This is a genomic window from Butyricicoccus pullicaecorum, assembly GCF_002160355.1.
GTDB classification, from domain to species: Bacteria; Bacillota; Clostridia; order Oscillospirales; family Butyricicoccaceae; genus Butyricicoccus; species Butyricicoccus pullicaecorum.
This window is the reverse complement of the sequence record NZ_NFKK01000007.1, coordinates 27,127-43,680: the sequence shown is the minus strand read 5'-3', so window position 1 is coordinate 43,680 and position 16,554 is coordinate 27,127. Positions and strand designations below refer to the sequence as shown.

The window sequence follows — 16,554 nt, the reverse complement described above, 5'->3', positions numbered from 1 at the left end:
GCCAGAACGATGATAGACTACAAGTAGTGAGAAGGAGAAAACGGCAGACCCAAAGGCGGTTTGGCCGGTTTTCACATGAATAACTGTAATTATAGGCAGGTGTATGCAATGCAGAAAGCAGAAAAAATGAAGGAACTGCGCGTATTTGCCCAGGAAATCAGAGTTGAGGCTCTGAAGACCATCGGCTCGCTTGGCTTTGGCCATGTCGGCGGTTCCATGTCCGTTGTAGAGGCTCTGGCTGTACTGTACGGCAGCGTTATGAAGGTTGACCCCAAGAATCCCCGCTGGGAAGATCGTGACTGGTGCGTTATGTCCAAGGGTCATGCAGGCCCGGCTATGTACGCAACCCTGGGCCTGAAGGGCTTCTATCCTCTCGAGCAGGCTTATACCCTCAACCAGCCCCATACCAATTTCCCGTCCCATACCGACCGCACCAAGACTCCGGGCGTTGATCTGACCACCGGTTCTCTCGGTCAGGGTATGTCCACCGCAACCGGCGCTGCACTGGCAAACAAGGTTGACGGCCGTACCAACCATGTATTCGTATTCGTTGGCGACGGCGAGTGCGACGAGGGTCAGGTTTGGGAGGCAGCTCAGTTTGCTGCGCACTACAAGCTGGACAATCTGGTTTGCTTCGTAGACTCCAACAAGCGTCAGCTCGACGGTTCGGTTGACGACATCATGAGCCACGGCAAGGGCATCGGCGCAAAGTTCGACGCTTTTGGCTGGAACGTCATCGATGTTGCTGACGGCAACGATGTAGAGCAGGTTTACGACGCTGTTGAGGCTGCTTACCAGGTTACCGGCAAGCCCACCTGCATCGTGCTCAACACCATTAAGGGCAAGGGCTGCACCTTTGCAGAGCCGTCCGGCGCACACTCCTCGCAGCCGAGCAAGGAGCAGTGGGACGAGGCGATCGCTTTTGCAGAGGCAGAGCTCGCCAAGGTCAAGGCACAGTAAGGAGGGTATCGAACAATGAGCTTTACTTTGATTGGCAAGCACGAGAAGGATTCCCGTGCAAATCGTGACGGTTACGTAACCGCCATGGAAGAGATGATGAAGGCAGACCGCAACGTCGTACACATCGACTGCGACCTGTACAACTGCATCAACACCGCGAAGCTGGAGAAGGAGTTCCCCGGCCAGTGCTTCAACGCTGGTATCGCTGAGGCTGACGCTGTCGGCGTTGCAGCTGGTATGACCGCTGCCGGCAAGACCGCTTTCGTTCACTCGTTCGGCTGCTTCGCTTCCCGCCGTGCATTCGACCAGGCATTCATGTCCGCAGCATACGCAAAGCTGCCGGTACATATCATCGGTTCCGACCCCGGCGTATGCGCTGCATACAACGGCGGTACCCACATGCCGTTTGAGGATTGCGCACTGTACATGTCCATCCCGGACGCAGTTGTTATCGATCCGACCGACTACGCTATGATTCACTGCCTGACCAAGAAGCTGGCAGAGTCCAAGAAGTTCTCCTACATGCGCATGGTTCGTAAGGGCATCGTAAAGGTCTACGACGACGGCGCTGACTTCGAGATCGGCAAGGGCGTTACCCTGAAGGAAGGCAAGGATGTTACCATCATCGCTTCCGGTATCATGGTAGACGAGGCACTCAAGGCTCAGGAAGCCCTGGAGGCTGAGGGCGTATCGGCTAAGGTTGTAGATATGTTCACCTGGAAGCCCATCGACGAGGAGCTGATCGTAGCTTCCGCGAAGGAGACCGGTGCAATCGTAACTGCTGAGAACCATCAGGTAAACTGCGGTCTGGGTTCTGCTGTTGCACAGGTTGTAGCAAAGAACTGCCCGGTACCGATGGAGATGGTTGGTGTACAGAACCGCTTTGGCCAGGTTGGTGCACAGAACTTCCTGCAGGAAGAGTACAACCTGACTGCAGCTGACATCGTAGCAGCTGTTAAGAAGGCTATCGCTCGTAAGTAATTTGGGGCGTAGGTCCTGAATTGAGTTTTAAGTCAAATAGAAAGGGATGTCCGTCAGGACATCCCTTTTGTTTTGATATTTTGGTTGATTTTCCCTTGCGGGGGACGGGAAAATCAAAGGGGGATTTCGTCCGTTGCGACGGACGACTCAGGGCGCTGCCCTGAGAACCCGCAAGCCTTTCGAGAAAGGCTTGAGCGAAAGCTTCAATTTCGGCTGCGGGCGGGATTTAATCTTCAAGGGGTTCTTGGAAGAGGGTGCAAACATCATCACCGTCGGGCGTTTCGCCGGTGACTGCACCTTCATCGAGGTTGGTCAGACGGAAGACCTGATAGAGGGTATCATTTTTCGTCGTTTCGGTGATGACAAGGCGTTTCCAGGAAGTCTCCTTGACACCGCGATCGGACTCCGCCGCGAATTTGTCGGCGGTGTTGTCTGTCTTCAGGGTATAGGCGGTGCCGTCGTAAGACAGGGTGGAGACGATGGGATCGCCTTCGGTGGTGTACTGTTTGATCTGGATGGTTGCAGACTTACCGACACCGGTTACGTTGAGAAATTCCTCAAAGTTTTCCCGACCGCTGGTCTCACCGGAATTCGGAAGATCGAGCACACCGCAGTCAAAGAAGTCGATCGCGTTGGGGTCTTCGGGAATCTCAGTGGGCTGAGAGGTGCTGGGAGTGGACTGGGGATCGTCCGTGGTCTGCGGCTCGGTCGTCGACTGGGACTGATCGGGCGGCGTGGACGGATTTTCCGCTGTGTCCTTGGGGCCGCAGGCGGTCAGTCCAGCCAGCAGTAGGCAGAATATGAATAAAAGTTTGGTTCGTTTCATCGTGCGTCATCTCCTTTTATATGCAGATAGACGAGGAAAATAAGAGGAAAGTTCCTCTATTTGTATTGTAGCAGAAGGGAAGTCTTTGTGCAATGCGGCGTGTCGGATATGCCGGAAGAAAAAGCGATTGAGGCGTATTTTCTCTAGGCAAACGCGGCGTGGTGCGGTAAAATAGAGATATACATTACAACACGCAAAACGGAGGTTTCGCAAATGGACGCAAAGGAAAGAGCGCTGCTGGCGCATGAAGAGTGGGGCGGAAAGATCGAGGTCGTTGCACGCTGCCCGGTTGAGAACCGTGAGGATCTGTCGATCGCTTACACCCCGGGTGTTGCCGAGCCTTGCCTCAAGATTAAGGATGACCCGTCCCTGAGCTATAAATACACCCGCCGTCACAATCTGGTTGCGGTGATCACCGACGGTACGGCGGTACTGGGTCTGGGTGATATCGGCCCGGAGGCCGGCATGCCGGTCATGGAGGGCAAGTGTGCACTGTTTAAGGCCTTCGCTGACGTGGATGCCTTCCCGCTTTGCGTCAAGAGCAAGGATGTAGACGAGATCGTGCGCACCATCCAGCTGATTTCCGGTTCGTTCGGCGGTGTCAATCTGGAGGATATCGCGGCACCGCGCTGCTTCGAGATCGAGCGCCGTCTGAAGGAAGTTTGCGACATTCCGATTTTCCACGATGACCAGCATGGTACGGCAGTTTGCTGTGCGGCTGCGATGATCAACGCTTGCCGTCTGACCGGTCGTGACCTTAAGGACATCAAGCTGGTTGTCAACGGCTGCGGCGCGGCAGCGATCGCGGTCACCAAGTTCCTGATGTTCCTGGGCGTGCAGAACGTTATCATGTGCGAGCGTTTCGGCATCGTATGCGAGGGCGACGAGCGCCTCAATCCGGCACAGGCAGAGATGGCAAAGATCACCAACCGCGACCACATGACCGGTACCCTTGCCGATGCGGTCAAGGGTGCGGACGTGTTCTTTGGTCTGTCGGCACCGGGCGTGTTGACTGCCGAGATGGTTTCGACCATGGCCAAGGACCCGATGGTCTTTGCGATGGCAAACCCGGTACCCGAGATCTGGCCGGACGAGGCCAAGAAGGGCGGCGCAGCCGTTGTCGGCACCGGTCGTTCGGACTACCCCAACCAGATCAACAACGTACTGGCCTTCCCGGGCATCTTCCGAGGTGCGCTTGACGTGCGTGCATCGGACATCAATGAAGAGATGAAAATGGCGGCAGCTTATGCGATTGCGCACGTCATCACCGACGAAGAACTGTCGGCGGATAACATCATGCCGCTGGCCTTTGACGCGCGTGTTACGGGTGCTGTTGCCAAAGCCGTTGCAGATGCTGCGGTTCGTACCGGCGTTGCGCGTGTCTGAGTACTTTTTGTCTAAATCGTAAGAAAATTTGGGTACCTTTGCTATAAGATAGTTGACTTTTGTGGTGCAGTCTTATACAATAGAAACATGAAGAGCTTGCGCTGCGCTCTCTGCGTGGTGGTTGCAAATTTCATTACGGAGGTATGAAAAATGTTAGATCCCAAGAAAGTAAGACTCGGTATGTGCCCGATTGGTTGGTCCAACGATGATATGTGGGATCTCGGCGACGAAAACACTTTCCAGCAGTGTGTCTCTGAGATGGCACTGGCTGGTTTCACCGGTTCCGAGGTCGGTCATAAGTATCCCGAGGACAAGGTTGTCCTCAAGCATATGCTGGACGTACGTGGTATGACCATCGCGTCCAAGTGGTTCTCTTCCTTCCTGGTTGACAAGCCGTACGAAGAGGTTGAGGCTGAGTTCATCAAGGAGCTGGAGTACCTGAAGTATGTTGGCGCAACTGCAATCAACATCTCCGAGCAGTCCGGTTCGATCCAGGGCAAGACTGATGTTTCCGTTCTGGACATGGAGAACAAGCGCGTACTGACCGATGAGGAGTGGACTCGTCTGTGCGAGGGTCTGAACAAGCTGGGCAAGCTGTCCCTCGAGCAGTACGGCATCCGTTCCTGCTTCCATCATCACATGGGCACCGTGGTACAGACCGTTGAGGAGACCACCCGCCTGATGGAGAACACCGATCCCAAGTACGTATTCCTGTGCTTCGACACCGGCCACTTCACCTTCGCTGGCGAGGACCCGGTTAAGATGCTGGAGAAGTTCGCTGACCGCGTAGGTCACGTACACCTCAAGAACATGCGTATGCCGATCGTTGAGAAGGTTCGTGCTGAGCACTGGTCCTTCCTGGACGCTGTCCGCAACGGCGCATTCACCGTACCGGGTGATCCGGACGGCTGCGTACAGTTCGACGACGTATTCGAGCTGCTCGACAAGGCTGGCTACGAAGGCTGGATCATGGTCGAGGCTGAGCAGGATCCTGCAAAGGCAAATCCGTTCGAGTACGCAAAGATGGCTCGTGCATACATCAAGGAGCACACTGGTCTCTAATTTTAGCGACCTGCTAACCGAACATATCGAGTCAAAGATGACACCCAAAGAGCCGACCGAATGGTCGGCTCTTTACTTGTTCAAAGCGTTTACGCCCGCAGGGCGTGTGTGATTTTTGCAAAAAGACGCGACATGTGCGTGGCTTTTTGCACAGCGAAACACCCGGGACCGCTCATTGATGCGCGGTTTCGGGTGTTCTTCGTCCAGAGCGCTTTGCGCGGTGGACGCTGATTCGTCGGAAAACCGCAGTTTTCCGACGACCTGAGCCGACCGAATGGTCGGCTCTTTTCGTTGCATCTAAGCGGACGTTATGGTATCATAAAAGGCAGAACGAGCAAGGAGGAGAACACTGTGCTGCAGCAATATCGCTATGAGATTGGGCCGGAAGAGTACCTGGCCTATCAAAAATATCATGTGGCGCACGATCGTGCCATCGCGTCGCGCATTTTCTGGATGCGCTGGCTGATCAGTCTGGGCATTCTGCTGGTTGGCGTACTGCTCGAGGCAGTCGGACGGATTGGCCTGATTGCGGTTATACCGTTCGCAATTCTGGCTGTCTGTGCCTGGGTGCTCATTCCGCAGTGGATGCGCGACAGCATGCGCAAGACTGCCGAAAAGAAGTATGCGCCGCGCATTACACCTTACACTGCGGTGACGAGCGTAGAGGAGGACGGTCTGCACATCAACGATGGAGAGGAGACCAACGTCCTGCTGTACGACAGCATCGAGCACATCGGAGACGAGGACGGATATCTGTTTTTGAGTTATGGAGACCGTCAGACCGTGGTCATTCCGCCGTCGGCATTTGTCCGAGGTGAGAGCGAGCGGGCGGAATTCCTGTCCGAATTGCGGCACATGGTACATAAACGAAGAAGTGGAGTTGCGGAGAAGTAAAAATGGAACTGAATTATGTCATCACGCCACAGGATTTTGTGGACTACAATATATACTTTATCGACCATGACCCGCTGACCCAGAAGTCCATCCGCAATATGAGCATCATTCTGGCCGGACTGGTCATCGTCGGCGGTACCGGACTGATGTACGCGCTCAATTCGCTGACGCCTGTCAGCGTTGCGGTGTATCTGATCCTTGCGGTTGCCTGTTTCTTGGGCGGTCCGAAAATGTACAAGCGCAAGGTGCACAAGCATGTACACATGACCCTCAGACGCGCAACCAATAAGCACATTTGCGGCCCGAAAACGCTCAAATTGACCGATGAAGGCGTACAGCTCATTGGTGAGAGCGAGGACACCCTGCATCCGTACGCGAGCTTTAAGCGCGTGACAGAGGCAGCGCGTCAGGTGTATCTGTATCTGGACGATCTGGCAGGTCTCATTGTGCCCAACAGCGCGTTTGCCAATGACGAGGAGAAGAAAGAGTTTATCCGTGTGCTGGAAGAGCGCATTGCGCAGGCCAAGCAGAACGCACCGGAAGAGAAGGAAGAGGCGTAGGGAAAGAGAAGGGAAAAAGGAGGAGAGGGTCGCGATGGCAGTGACGCTCAAACAAATCGCTGAGATCGCAGGCGTATCGCGCGGAACGGTAGACCGTGCGCTGCACGATCGCGGACGCGTCAGCCCGGAAGTCGCCGAGCGGGTGCGCAGAATTGCCGAGGAACTGGGTTATCACCCCAATGCGGTCGGTCAGGCACTGGCACGCAGCCGCAAGCAGATTAAAATTGGTATCATTGTGCAGTCGGCTGAGACACCAACCATGAAAATCGTTGTGGAAGGTGCCGAGCAGGCCGCGCGTGCGCTGCAAAAAGAGGGCGTGGAGGTTGTTATCCGCACCATGGAGTCGGTGGACGCCATACAGGAAATGCTGTACCTCGATGAACTGATGGAGATGGGCATTCATGGTCTGGCCATCACACCGGCAGATGATGCGATTATCTGCGAAAAGCTCAACGAGATTGCCGATCAGGGGATCCCGGTCGTGACGTTCAACGCCGATTTGCCGCAGTCCAAACGCATGTGCTTTGTCGGACAGGACAACGCCCGTGCAGGCCGCACGGCAGCGGGACTCATGGCGCTCATGGTCGCACAGGACGGAAAGGTCGCGACGATTACCGGCCATCTGCGCAATGATGGACACCGCATGCGCTGCACGAGCTTTTCCGAGGAACTGCGCTGCATTGCGCCCGGCATTATGACCCTGCCCATCCAGCCCTGTTTTGACCGCGACGACTGCGCGTATGAGCTGACCCAACATCTGCTGGCAGAACATCCCGACCTTGCAGGCATCTACGTTGCCGCCAACGGTCAGCACGGCGTGTGTGAGGCACTGCGCGAGGCTGGACGGGATGGAAAAGTACGCGTCATCGCCTACGACGTGACTCCGCAGAACATCGACGAGCTGCGGCAGGGTACGATCAGCATCCTGATTGACCAGACTGCCCGCGAGCAGGGCAGCCGGCCGCTCATGCTGCTGCGCGATTTTATTCTCTACGGCAGACGGCCCGAGCACTCCTTCTGCTACACCGGCATCACGCTCAAGACTCGCTATAATCTGTAAAGTTTTGGAAAAATGCCCTGCTTTTGCCTGAATTGACACCGGTTTTTGGGCAGGTGTCTGGTTGACAAAGGCGGTGCGCTGGTGTATCATCATTATAAGATTTCATATCAAAAAGGCTTTGAAGGAAACCGCCGGATTCTAACAGGCGGCCTGACAGAGAGTGTCCGCCGTGGCTGGAAGCGGACATCGGGCTGGAGAAAACGGCATACCGGTTCCTGAGCCGCACAGGGGAAAATTACAGTATCCTGTGCCGAATCGCCCTCGTTACGGGCTCCGAGCGGCAGCTGTGTTGTCATGGCTGCAAGCAGGGTGGAACCGTGGGTTTTACAAGCTCACCCCTGAAATCAATTTCGATTTGGGGGTGGGCTTTTTTGTTCGCCCCAAAGCCACAGAAAGGATGGAACCATTATGTCTGACAATCAGTACACGTTTGAAAACCCGGAATACCGTGATACCTACCGTCATACGGTCTCTCATATCCTCGCGCAGGCAGTTAAGCGCCTGTATCCCGAGGCAAAGCTGGCCATTGGCCCGGCGATCGATAACGGTTTTTATTACGATATCGACCTGCCGTTCTCGCTGACCCAGGAGCACCTGGATGCGATCGAGGCAGAGATGAAGAAGATCTGCAAGGAGAAGCTGCCGCTCGAGCGCTTTGAGCTGCCGCGCGCCGAGGCACGCAAGCTCATGGAAGAGAAGGAAGAGCCGTACAAGGTGGAGCTCATCGATGATCTGCCCGAGGATGCGGTTATCTCCTTCTACAAGCAGGGTGAGTTCACCGACCTGTGCGCAGGTCCGCACCTGGATTCGACCGGTCGTGTTAAGGGCAATGCGCTCAAGCTGACCTCGGTTACCGGTGCTTACTGGCGTGGTGACGCGAGCCGCAAGATGCTCCAGCGTATTTACGGTACCGCATTCCCCAAGAAGGATGAGTTGGATGCATATCTGCAGCGCATCGAGGAGGCAAAGCGCCGCGATCATCGTAAGCTGGGCCGCGAGCTGGGTCTGTTTACTATGATGGACGAGGGCCCGGGCTTCCCGTTCTTCCTGCCCAAGGGCATGATCCTCAAGAACACCCTGATTGACTTCTGGCGTGAGATTCACCGCAAGGCGGGCTATCAGGAGATCTCTACCCCGATCATGCTCAACCGCAGTCTGTGGGAGCGTTCGGGTCACTGGGATCACTATAAAAACAACATGTACACCACGGTCATTGATGAGCAGGATTTCGCCATCAAGCCTATGAACTGCCCGGGTGGTATGCTGGTCTATAAGAATCAGCCGCACTCTTACCGTGAGCTGCCGCTGCGTGTCGGTGAGTTGGGCTTGGTACATCGTCATGAGCTGTCGGGTGCTCTGCACGGCCTGATGCGCGTACGCTGCTTCACTCAGGATGATGCGCATATCTTTATGACCCGTGAGCAGATTAAGGACGAGATCAAGGGCGTCTGCAAGCTGATCGATGACGTATACAGCATGTTCGGCTTCCCGTACCACATTGAGCTGTCCACCATGCCGGAAGATCACATGGGTGATGAGGCTGATTGGGAGATGGCAACCAACGGCCTGAAGGCTGCACTGGAGGAAATGGGTAAGGATTACGTAATCAATGAGGGCGACGGCGCATTCTACGGCCCGAAGATTGACTTCCATCTGGAGGACTGCCTGGGTCGTACCTGGCAGTGCGGCACCATTCAGCTGGACTTCCAGCTGCCCGAGCGCTTTGAGCTTGAGTACACCGGCGCGGATGACCAGAAGCACCGTCCGGTTATGATTCACCGCGTAGTCTTCGGTTCCATCGAGCGCTTCATCGGCATCCTGACCGAGCACTTCGCTGGTGCGTTCCCGACCTGGCTGGCACCGGTACAGGTTAAGCTGCTGACCATGACCGACCGTAACCGCGCATATGCGGAAGAAATTCAGCGTCAGCTCGAGGACAAGGGCTTCCGCACCGAGCTTGACGAGCGCAACGAGAAGATTGGCTACAAGATTCGCGAGGCACAGCTTGAGAAGGTACCGTACATGCTGGTACTGGGCGATAAGGAAGAAGAGGCAGGCCAGGTCGCTGTACGTGACCGTCGTGATGGTAAGACCACTGTCATGCCCATCGCTGAATTCGTCGAGAAGCTGGAATATGAAGTGAAGTCCCGCCTGTGTAAGTAAGAATCAATCAGGCATTCCGCGTGCGGCATTGCCCAAAGGCTTGCCGCACGATTCCTAAATTTACAGAAAAGGTGATTGCACAAATGGCAGATAAGAAGAAACTGGTATCTGAGATCACGTCCATGGACGTCGATTTCGCCCAGTGGTATACCGACATCGTCAAGAAGGCGGAGATGATCGACTACTCGTCGGTCAAGGGTTGCGTGATTATGCGCCCCTATGCACAGGCTCTGTGGGAGAACATCCAGAAGACTCTGGACGGCATGTTCAAGGAGACCGGTCACGAGAACGTGGCAATGCCCCTCTTTATCCCGGAATCCCTGCTGCTCAAGGAAGCAGACCACGTTGAGGGCTTTGCACCCGAGTGCGCATGGGTTACCCATGGCGGTTCGGAGAAGCTCGAGGAGCGTCTGTGCGTCCGTCCGACCTCCGAGACCCTGTTCTGCGAGCACTATGCGAAGATCGTTCGCTCCTGGCGTGACCTGCCCAAGCTGTATAACCAGTGGTGCTCGGTTGTTCGCTGGGAGAAGACCACCCGTCCGTTCCTGCGTTCGCGTGAGTTCTGGTGGCAGGAGGGTCACACCGTCCATGCAACCGAGGAGGAAGCACGCGAGGAGACCATGCGCATGCTCAATACCTACGCGACCTTCTGTGAGGACTACCTTGCAATCCCGGTGCTCAAGGGTCAGAAGACCGATAAGGAGCGTTTCGCAGGTGCAGAGGATACCTACACCATCGAGGCAATGATGCACGACGGTAAGGCACTGCAGTCCGGTACGTCGCACTACTTCGGTGATGGCTTTGCACGCGCATTCAACATGCAGTTCACCGACAAGAACAATACCCTCCAGTACATGTATCAGACTTCTTGGGGCGTATCCACCCGTCTGATCGGTGCGATCATCATGACCCACGGTGACAACGAGGGTCTGGTACTGCCGCCCAAGATCGCTCCCTTCCAGCTGGTTGTTATCCCGGTTGCAGCACACAAGCCGGGCGTCATCGACAAGGCAACCGAGCTGTACGAGATGCTCAAGCAGGCGGGCATCCGCACCAAGATCGACGTCACCGACAACAGCCCTGGCTGGAAGTTTGCCGAGTACGAGATGAAGGGCTTCCCGCTCCGTCTCGAGGTCGGTCCGCGTGATATCGAGAACGGCCAGTGCGTACTGGTTCGCCGCGACAACCGCGAGAAGACTGTCGTCAAGTTCGAGGATCTGACCACCGTTGTGCCCAAGCTGCTCGACGAGGTACAGCAGGCACTGTTTGACAAGGCGCTCAAGAACCGCGAGGAGCACACCTATGTAGCACACTCGATCGAGGACATGAAGAACATCCTCAAGGAGCACACCGGCTTTGTCAAGTCCATGTGGTGCGGCGATCTGGCCTGCGAGGAAAAGGTCAAGGAGGAGACCGGTATGCCTTCCCGCTGCATGCCTTTCGAACAGGAACACCTGGACGACGTTTGCCCGATCTGCGGCAAGCCGGCCAAGAAGATGATCGTCTGGGGCATCGCATACTAAGTTTAAAAACGATCTGTCTGATGAGGGCCGCGCAGATACTGCGCGGCTCTCGCGCTATCAAGAGAAAAGGAGGACGCAATTATGGAGACTGGAACCAATACCGTAACCGATGCTGGCGGTGCACTGACCGGCGCAGCAGAAGACGCGATTGCGGCTGCATTGCCTAAGTCTTGGTGGACGGTGCTGAATGATTTTTTCAATGACAATACCGTGGGCATCTTTTTGGGTAAGGTGCTGCTGATTGCAGTCACAATTTTGCTGATGCTGATTGCGGTCAAGATCACAAACCGCATCTTCCGCAGAATAACCGACCACATGAAGGAGATTAACAAGTCGGGTGCGACGCTTGCCGCCTTTCTGCGCTATCCGGTGCTGTTTTTGATCTACTTTGCCGCCTTTGCAATTATCGTTTCCAGTATTCCGGCACTCAATCAGGCCATGACCAAGCTGCTTGCAGCTGGTGGTGTGCTGGCTGTTGTCTTTGGTCTGGCTGGTCAGGAAGCGCTGGGCTCGATTGCCAGCGGCATGATGATTCTGGCCTTCCGGCCGTTTGTGATCGGTGATGTCGTGAACGTCGTGTCTCAGGGTGTCGCCGGTACGGTTGAGGAGATCAGCCTGCGGCATACCGTATTGCGCACGATTGAAAACAAGCGTGTCATCATCCCGAACAGCACCATGAATGCCGCCATCGTGGAGAATGCCGACTATGGCGACAAGAATGTATGCCTGACGCTGGATATCGGTATTACATACGAATCTGATGTCGATCAGGCGCTGGCCGTACTGGCTGACGAGGTGGGTGAACATCCCGATTATCTGGATCTGCGCACCGAGGAAGCCAAGGCAAATGGCGCACCGCGTGTAACCGTGCGTGTCAATGAGCTGGCCGACTCGGCGGTTGTCCTGCGTGCGCTGCTGTGGGGCAAGGACAATGGTACGACCTTTGCCATGCGTGCCGATCTGATGCGCCGCATCAAGAAGCGCTTTGATCAGGAAGGCATTGATATTGCTTATCCGCATCTGGTTGTGATGAACAAGTGACAGGAGGAAGTCAATGAGACGACTGCTTGCAGGACTTTGCGCTGTCGGACTGCTGACAGGTTCGGCGGGCGCAGTGGTGTCCGAGATGACCCCGCCGCCCGAAGAGGTGGTGGCGGAAAATACCCCCACGGCGGACTACACCGCGAGTGCCGACGTGCTGTATGAGCTGGGACTGTTTCAGGGCGCGGGTGTAGACCGTTTTGGCCGCCCGGTGTACGAGCTGGAAGAACCGTGCACCCGTGCGGAGGCAGCGGTTATGCTGGTGCGTCTGCTGGGACTGGAGGAGGAAGCCAAGGAGGCTGCCGGAACGCCGTTTACCGACTTGCAGGACTGGCAGAAGCCGTATGTCAATCTGCTCTACCATCGCGGCATGATTCGCGGCGCAAGCTATGACAAGTTTGAGCCTGAGTCGCCGTGCACCGCGCAGATGTACACCGCGCTCATGCTGCGTGCGCTGGGTTATTCCGATCAGGCGGGTGATTTTACCTATGACAACGCGCTGTCGTTCGGTATGCGTGTGGGTCTGATCGACAATTTCTCGTGTGATCTGGACGATTTCCGTCGAGATGATGCGGCACAGATGAGCCGTATGGCGCTGGAGCTCAAGCCCAAGGGCAGCGAGACTGACCTGCTTGGCAAGCTGGTGCAGGATGGTGCGGTGGACGCGAAAAAGGCCGAGTCGGTACACGCCGAGACTGCGCAGATCACCGCACTGACCAATCAGGTACAGGCGAGTGCACCGTATCAGAGCGACGTGTTTGCCGCCATTCTGGACGATGGCAAGGGCAACAGCATGAGCCTGCACGGTATGCTCATCAACGAGGGCAACCGCTCGCGGCTGGACGGCATGCTGTCGATTGCGTTAAATGGCGGTCATTCGGTGTCTCAGCAGGTCATTGTCCTGCGCGACAGCAGCGGCATTTCCATTTCGCCCTGGACGGCAGGCGATTACCGTGACGATCAGGTTGCAGCCTTCCTGCGTGATGTCAACATTCTGTCTCTTGTGATGACGCCCATGCCGGCGCGCAGCCTGATTGGAAATATTACGCAAAAGGGACAGACTTATACCATGACGCTGTCTGAGGGTGCAGCACAGCTGACTTTTGATGACAAGGGAATTCCGGCAATCAGCTCGCTGTATATGACGCTTCACGATGTGATGTACAGCGTGTCGACCGAGACGGTAAAAACGACAGATGTACCGGCATTTTCTCTGCCGAGCGGCTATTCGAGCTACATCAAGATTTCCAACACGCCGTAAAAATATCTAAAAATAGTTTCTGAAACTGAGAACAGGAATGACAGATGTCCTAAAAGATATCTGATTCATTCCTGTTCCTTTGTAAAAATTTAATGAACAAATGCGAAAAAAGGCCCGCTCGCCTTGCTTTCTTTGGGTAAAGTGCTATAATATCCCATAGGTATCCTGAAGGAGGATGATTGGAAATGAAAAAAGTAATGAAGTCCATGGTAATTGGTTCGCTCGCAGCCGCTATGCTGGCATCGGGCGCTTCTGCCGCTAATTTTACTTCCAGCGCAGATGTTCTGAAGGATCTGGGTCTGTTCCAGGGTTCTGAGGCAGGCTACGATCTCGACCGTGCTCCCGACCGTGCAGAGGCTGCAACCATGATGGTTCGCCTGCTGGGCAAGGAGGCAGAGGCCAAGACTTACTATGAGGCAAACGCAGACAAGTTCCCGTTCACCGATCTGGACAACGGCTACGATTGGGCAAAGCCCTACGTTGCATGGCTGTATGACCAGGGCCTGACCTCTGGCGCAACCGCAACCACCTTTGAGCCGGGCAACAAGTGCACCGCACAGCAGTACACTACTTTCCTGATGCGCGCACTGGGCTACTCCGATGCAGAGGGCGGCGACTTTACTTACGATAAGGCAATCGATTTCGCAACCGAGAAGGGCGTAGTCGATATGTTCAACATGGACGCTGACGACTTTATGCGTGACGATGTTGTTGCAATGAGCTACACCGCACTGTCTGTCGCTCCGAAGTCCGGCGAGACCGACCTGCTGACCAAGCTGGTGGGCGACAAGGCTGTTGACGCTGAGAAGGCAGCTCCGGTGCAGAAGACCTTCGAGGCTCTGCGCAACTTCAACGAGGCTTACAAGGCTGTTGCTGCAACCACCTCGGCTGACGCAACCGCTGACTTCACCATGAACATGAAGGTTGAAGATCTGAGCGTTGATGCAGCAGGTAAGTTCAACGTACAGGTTAAGGCTGACCCGGCCAAGCTCGAAGAGATGCAGATGGCTATGACCGGCTCTCTGACCGTAAACGTACCCACCGAGGACGGCAAGACTGAGAAGATGGACGTTCCGATGGAAATGTACGTCAAGGACGGCGTTGCATACACCAACATGATGGGTTCCAAGATGAAGCAGGATCTTGACCTCGAGACCGTGTTCAAGGGCTTCGATATGCAGCAGCTGACTGGCATGACCACTATGCCGCTGTGCATGGTAGACAGCATCTCGCAGGATGGCAACACCTACAAGATGAGCTACAACACCGAGGCATTCAACGGCCTGTTCACCGAGCTGTTCAGCCAGATGACCACGCAGGTTGAGCTGACCGAGGAAATGAAGGCACAGGGCCTGACCGAGGATATGTTCAAGCTGGCTCTGGATCTGAGCAAGGCTGACGTTGAGGTTACCTTCAAGAACGGCGGTCTGTACGACGAGAAGGCTGACATGGCAATGACCATGGAGATGCTGGGCATGAAGGTCGACGTTACCATGCAGATGAACATGGCTACCAAGAAGGTTGGCGACGCAGTTGAGGTCAAGTACCCGACCGATCTGGACACCTACAAGACGCTGGAAGAGCTGACCGCTGAGGCTGAGACCGCAGCAGAGGCTCTGACCACTGAGACCGCTCCGGCAACCGAGGTAAAGCCGGCTGAGGAGAAGAAGGACGAGGCTGCAGCAGCTGACAAGACCGCTGAGTCCGTTCCGGCTACCCAGCTGACCCCTGCAACTCCTGCAAAGTAAGATTTTTTGCAAACACAAGAGACCGTCCATTTGGGCGGTCTCTTTTTGCGTCTGCTCAGATTTTCATTTCATCGAGCAGGGTGCGCAGCTTGGCAGCTGAGGATTCCAGCCGCTTGCGCTCCTCGTAGCTGAGCGGCAGATCGAGCACGGTCTCGATGCCGTTTTTGCCCAAGACCGACGGCAGTCCCAGACAGATTTCGTCCACACCATATCGTCCCTGAATGACCGAGGACACGGGCAGCACCGAGCGCTCTCCGCGCACGATGGCGCGTGCGATGCGCAGTACCGCCATACCGATGCCGTAGTAGGTCGCACCCTTGCCCTCGATGATGTGGTAGGCCGCGTCTCGCACGTTTTGATAGATGTCATCCAGCACCGACTGCGAAAATTCCTTGCCTGCAATGCGGCAGTAGTCGGGTAAATCCATGCCGGAGACATTGGCCGACGACCAGACGGCAAGTTCGCTGTCGCCGTGTTCGCCGATGATGAAGGCGTGCACATTGCGGCTGTCTACCTGTAAATATTGACCGACCAGATACTTGAGCCGTGCGGTGTCCAGCACGGTTCCTGTACCAATAACCCGGCAGGCGGGCAGTCCAGATAGCTTTTGTGCCAGATAGGTGAGCAGATCGACCGGATTGGATACCACGAGCAGAATACAGTCGGGTGCGACGGCAAGCACGGCATCCAGAATGCTCTTTAAGATCACTTCGTTTCGGTGCAGCAGGTCAATGCGGGTTTCACCCGGTTTTTGGTTGGCTCCGGCGGCCAGAATGACCAGACCGCAGTCCTTGAGGTCCTGATAATCGCCGGCGTGCACGGCGCAGGGCTGGGCGAAAGAAACGCCGTGACTGATGTCGGCGGCTTCGCCCTCGGCCTTGGCACGGTTGACATCGAGCAGAATCAGTTCGGAGAACAGACCGCTCGTGGCCAGTGTGTAAGCGGCTGTCGCACCGACAAAACCGGTGCCGATCACCGCACATTTTTGCAGATTCATTGTCATCCCTCCAATGTTTGTAGCATGTCCGATTGCCTGTGGTTTGATGGCTGGAAAAATTTATTTTGTCAGAAACAGAGGGCTTGTGATAC

General features: G+C 55.5%; 14 protein-coding genes. 12 read left to right on the top strand and 2 right to left on the bottom strand.

Going from position 1 to position 16,554, the window contains the following annotated elements; all coding sequences use genetic code 11:
- The first annotated feature begins 108 nt into the window (after nucleotides 1–108).
- Together B5F17_RS07510 and B5F17_RS07505 are read left to right on the top strand one after the other, a co-directional pair.
- Complete coding sequence (locus B5F17_RS07510; RefSeq protein ID WP_016147634.1) at nucleotides 109–960, top strand: transketolase; 852 nt, start codon at nucleotides 109–111, stop codon at nucleotides 958–960.
- Between the two features lie 15 nt (nucleotides 961–975).
- A complete protein-coding gene (locus tag B5F17_RS07505) occupies nucleotides 976–1,941 on the top strand; it encodes a transketolase family protein (RefSeq protein ID WP_016147633.1) in 966 nt (321 codons plus the stop codon).
- 226 nt (nucleotides 1,942–2,167) lie between these two features.
- On the opposite strand, the gene B5F17_RS07500 is transcribed toward B5F17_RS07505, so the two are convergent.
- Complete coding sequence (locus B5F17_RS07500) at nucleotides 2,168–2,767, bottom strand: DUF4362 domain-containing protein (RefSeq protein WP_087372556.1); 600 nt, start codon at nucleotides 2,765–2,767, stop codon at nucleotides 2,168–2,170.
- A gap of 213 nt (nucleotides 2,768–2,980) precedes the next feature.
- Here B5F17_RS07500 and B5F17_RS07495 point away from each other — a divergent pair, with 213 nt between their 5' ends.
- From B5F17_RS07495 to B5F17_RS07450, 10 genes are all read left to right on the top strand, one after another.
- Complete coding sequence (locus tag B5F17_RS07495) at nucleotides 2,981–4,153, top strand: NAD(P)-dependent malic enzyme (RefSeq protein WP_016147631.1); 1,173 nt, start codon at nucleotides 2,981–2,983, stop codon at nucleotides 4,151–4,153.
- Between the two features lie 150 nt (nucleotides 4,154–4,303).
- Nucleotides 4,304–5,215, top strand: coding sequence for a myo-inosose-2 dehydratase (gene iolE / locus B5F17_RS07490; protein WP_016147630.1), 912 nt, complete (start codon nucleotides 4,304–4,306; stop codon nucleotides 5,213–5,215).
- A gap of 351 nt (nucleotides 5,216–5,566) precedes the next feature.
- Nucleotides 5,567–6,109, top strand: coding sequence for a YcxB family protein (locus B5F17_RS07485; RefSeq protein ID WP_087372553.1), 543 nt, complete (start codon nucleotides 5,567–5,569; stop codon nucleotides 6,107–6,109).
- 2 nt (nucleotides 6,110–6,111) lie between these two features.
- Entirely contained in the window at nucleotides 6,112–6,669 is a 558-nt protein-coding gene (locus B5F17_RS07480) for a YcxB family protein (RefSeq protein ID WP_016147628.1), read from the top strand.
- Nucleotides 6,670–6,703: 34 nt separating this feature from the next.
- Nucleotides 6,704–7,729: a LacI family DNA-binding transcriptional regulator gene (locus B5F17_RS07475; RefSeq protein WP_087372550.1), complete on the top strand. Its 1,026-nt coding sequence runs from the start codon at nucleotides 6,704–6,706 to the stop codon at nucleotides 7,727–7,729.
- Nucleotides 7,730–8,137: 408 nt separating this feature from the next.
- On the top strand, nucleotides 8,138–9,892 hold the full coding sequence (thrS, locus tag B5F17_RS07470) for a threonine--tRNA ligase (protein WP_016147626.1): 1,755 nt from the start codon (nucleotides 8,138–8,140) through the stop codon (nucleotides 9,890–9,892).
- A gap of 83 nt (nucleotides 9,893–9,975) precedes the next feature.
- Nucleotides 9,976–11,415, top strand: coding sequence for a proline--tRNA ligase (gene proS, locus B5F17_RS07465; protein WP_087372548.1), 1,440 nt, complete (start codon nucleotides 9,976–9,978; stop codon nucleotides 11,413–11,415).
- A gap of 81 nt (nucleotides 11,416–11,496) precedes the next feature.
- A complete protein-coding gene (locus B5F17_RS07460; protein ID WP_087372546.1) occupies nucleotides 11,497–12,456 on the top strand; it encodes a mechanosensitive ion channel family protein in 960 nt (319 codons plus the stop codon).
- A gap of 13 nt (nucleotides 12,457–12,469) precedes the next feature.
- The gene (locus B5F17_RS07455; RefSeq protein ID WP_087372544.1) at nucleotides 12,470–13,717 is read left to right on the top strand and encodes a hypothetical protein; all 1,248 of its coding nucleotides are present in this window, start codon (nucleotides 12,470–12,472) and stop codon (nucleotides 13,715–13,717) included.
- A 185-nt stretch (nucleotides 13,718–13,902) separates the two neighbouring features.
- Nucleotides 13,903–15,465 carry an S-layer homology domain-containing protein gene (locus B5F17_RS07450; protein WP_087372541.1) on the top strand — a complete coding sequence of 521 codons (1,563 nt, stop codon included), beginning with the start codon at nucleotides 13,903–13,905 and terminating at the stop codon, nucleotides 15,463–15,465.
- A 55-nt stretch (nucleotides 15,466–15,520) separates the two neighbouring features.
- Here B5F17_RS07450 and B5F17_RS07445 read toward each other — a convergent pair whose 3' ends face one another.
- Nucleotides 15,521–16,462 (bottom strand): L-lactate dehydrogenase, encoded by a 942-nt coding sequence (locus B5F17_RS07445; protein ID WP_087372539.1) that lies wholly within the window; start codon nucleotides 16,460–16,462, stop codon nucleotides 15,521–15,523.
- Between the last annotated feature and the right edge of the window lie 92 nt (nucleotides 16,463–16,554).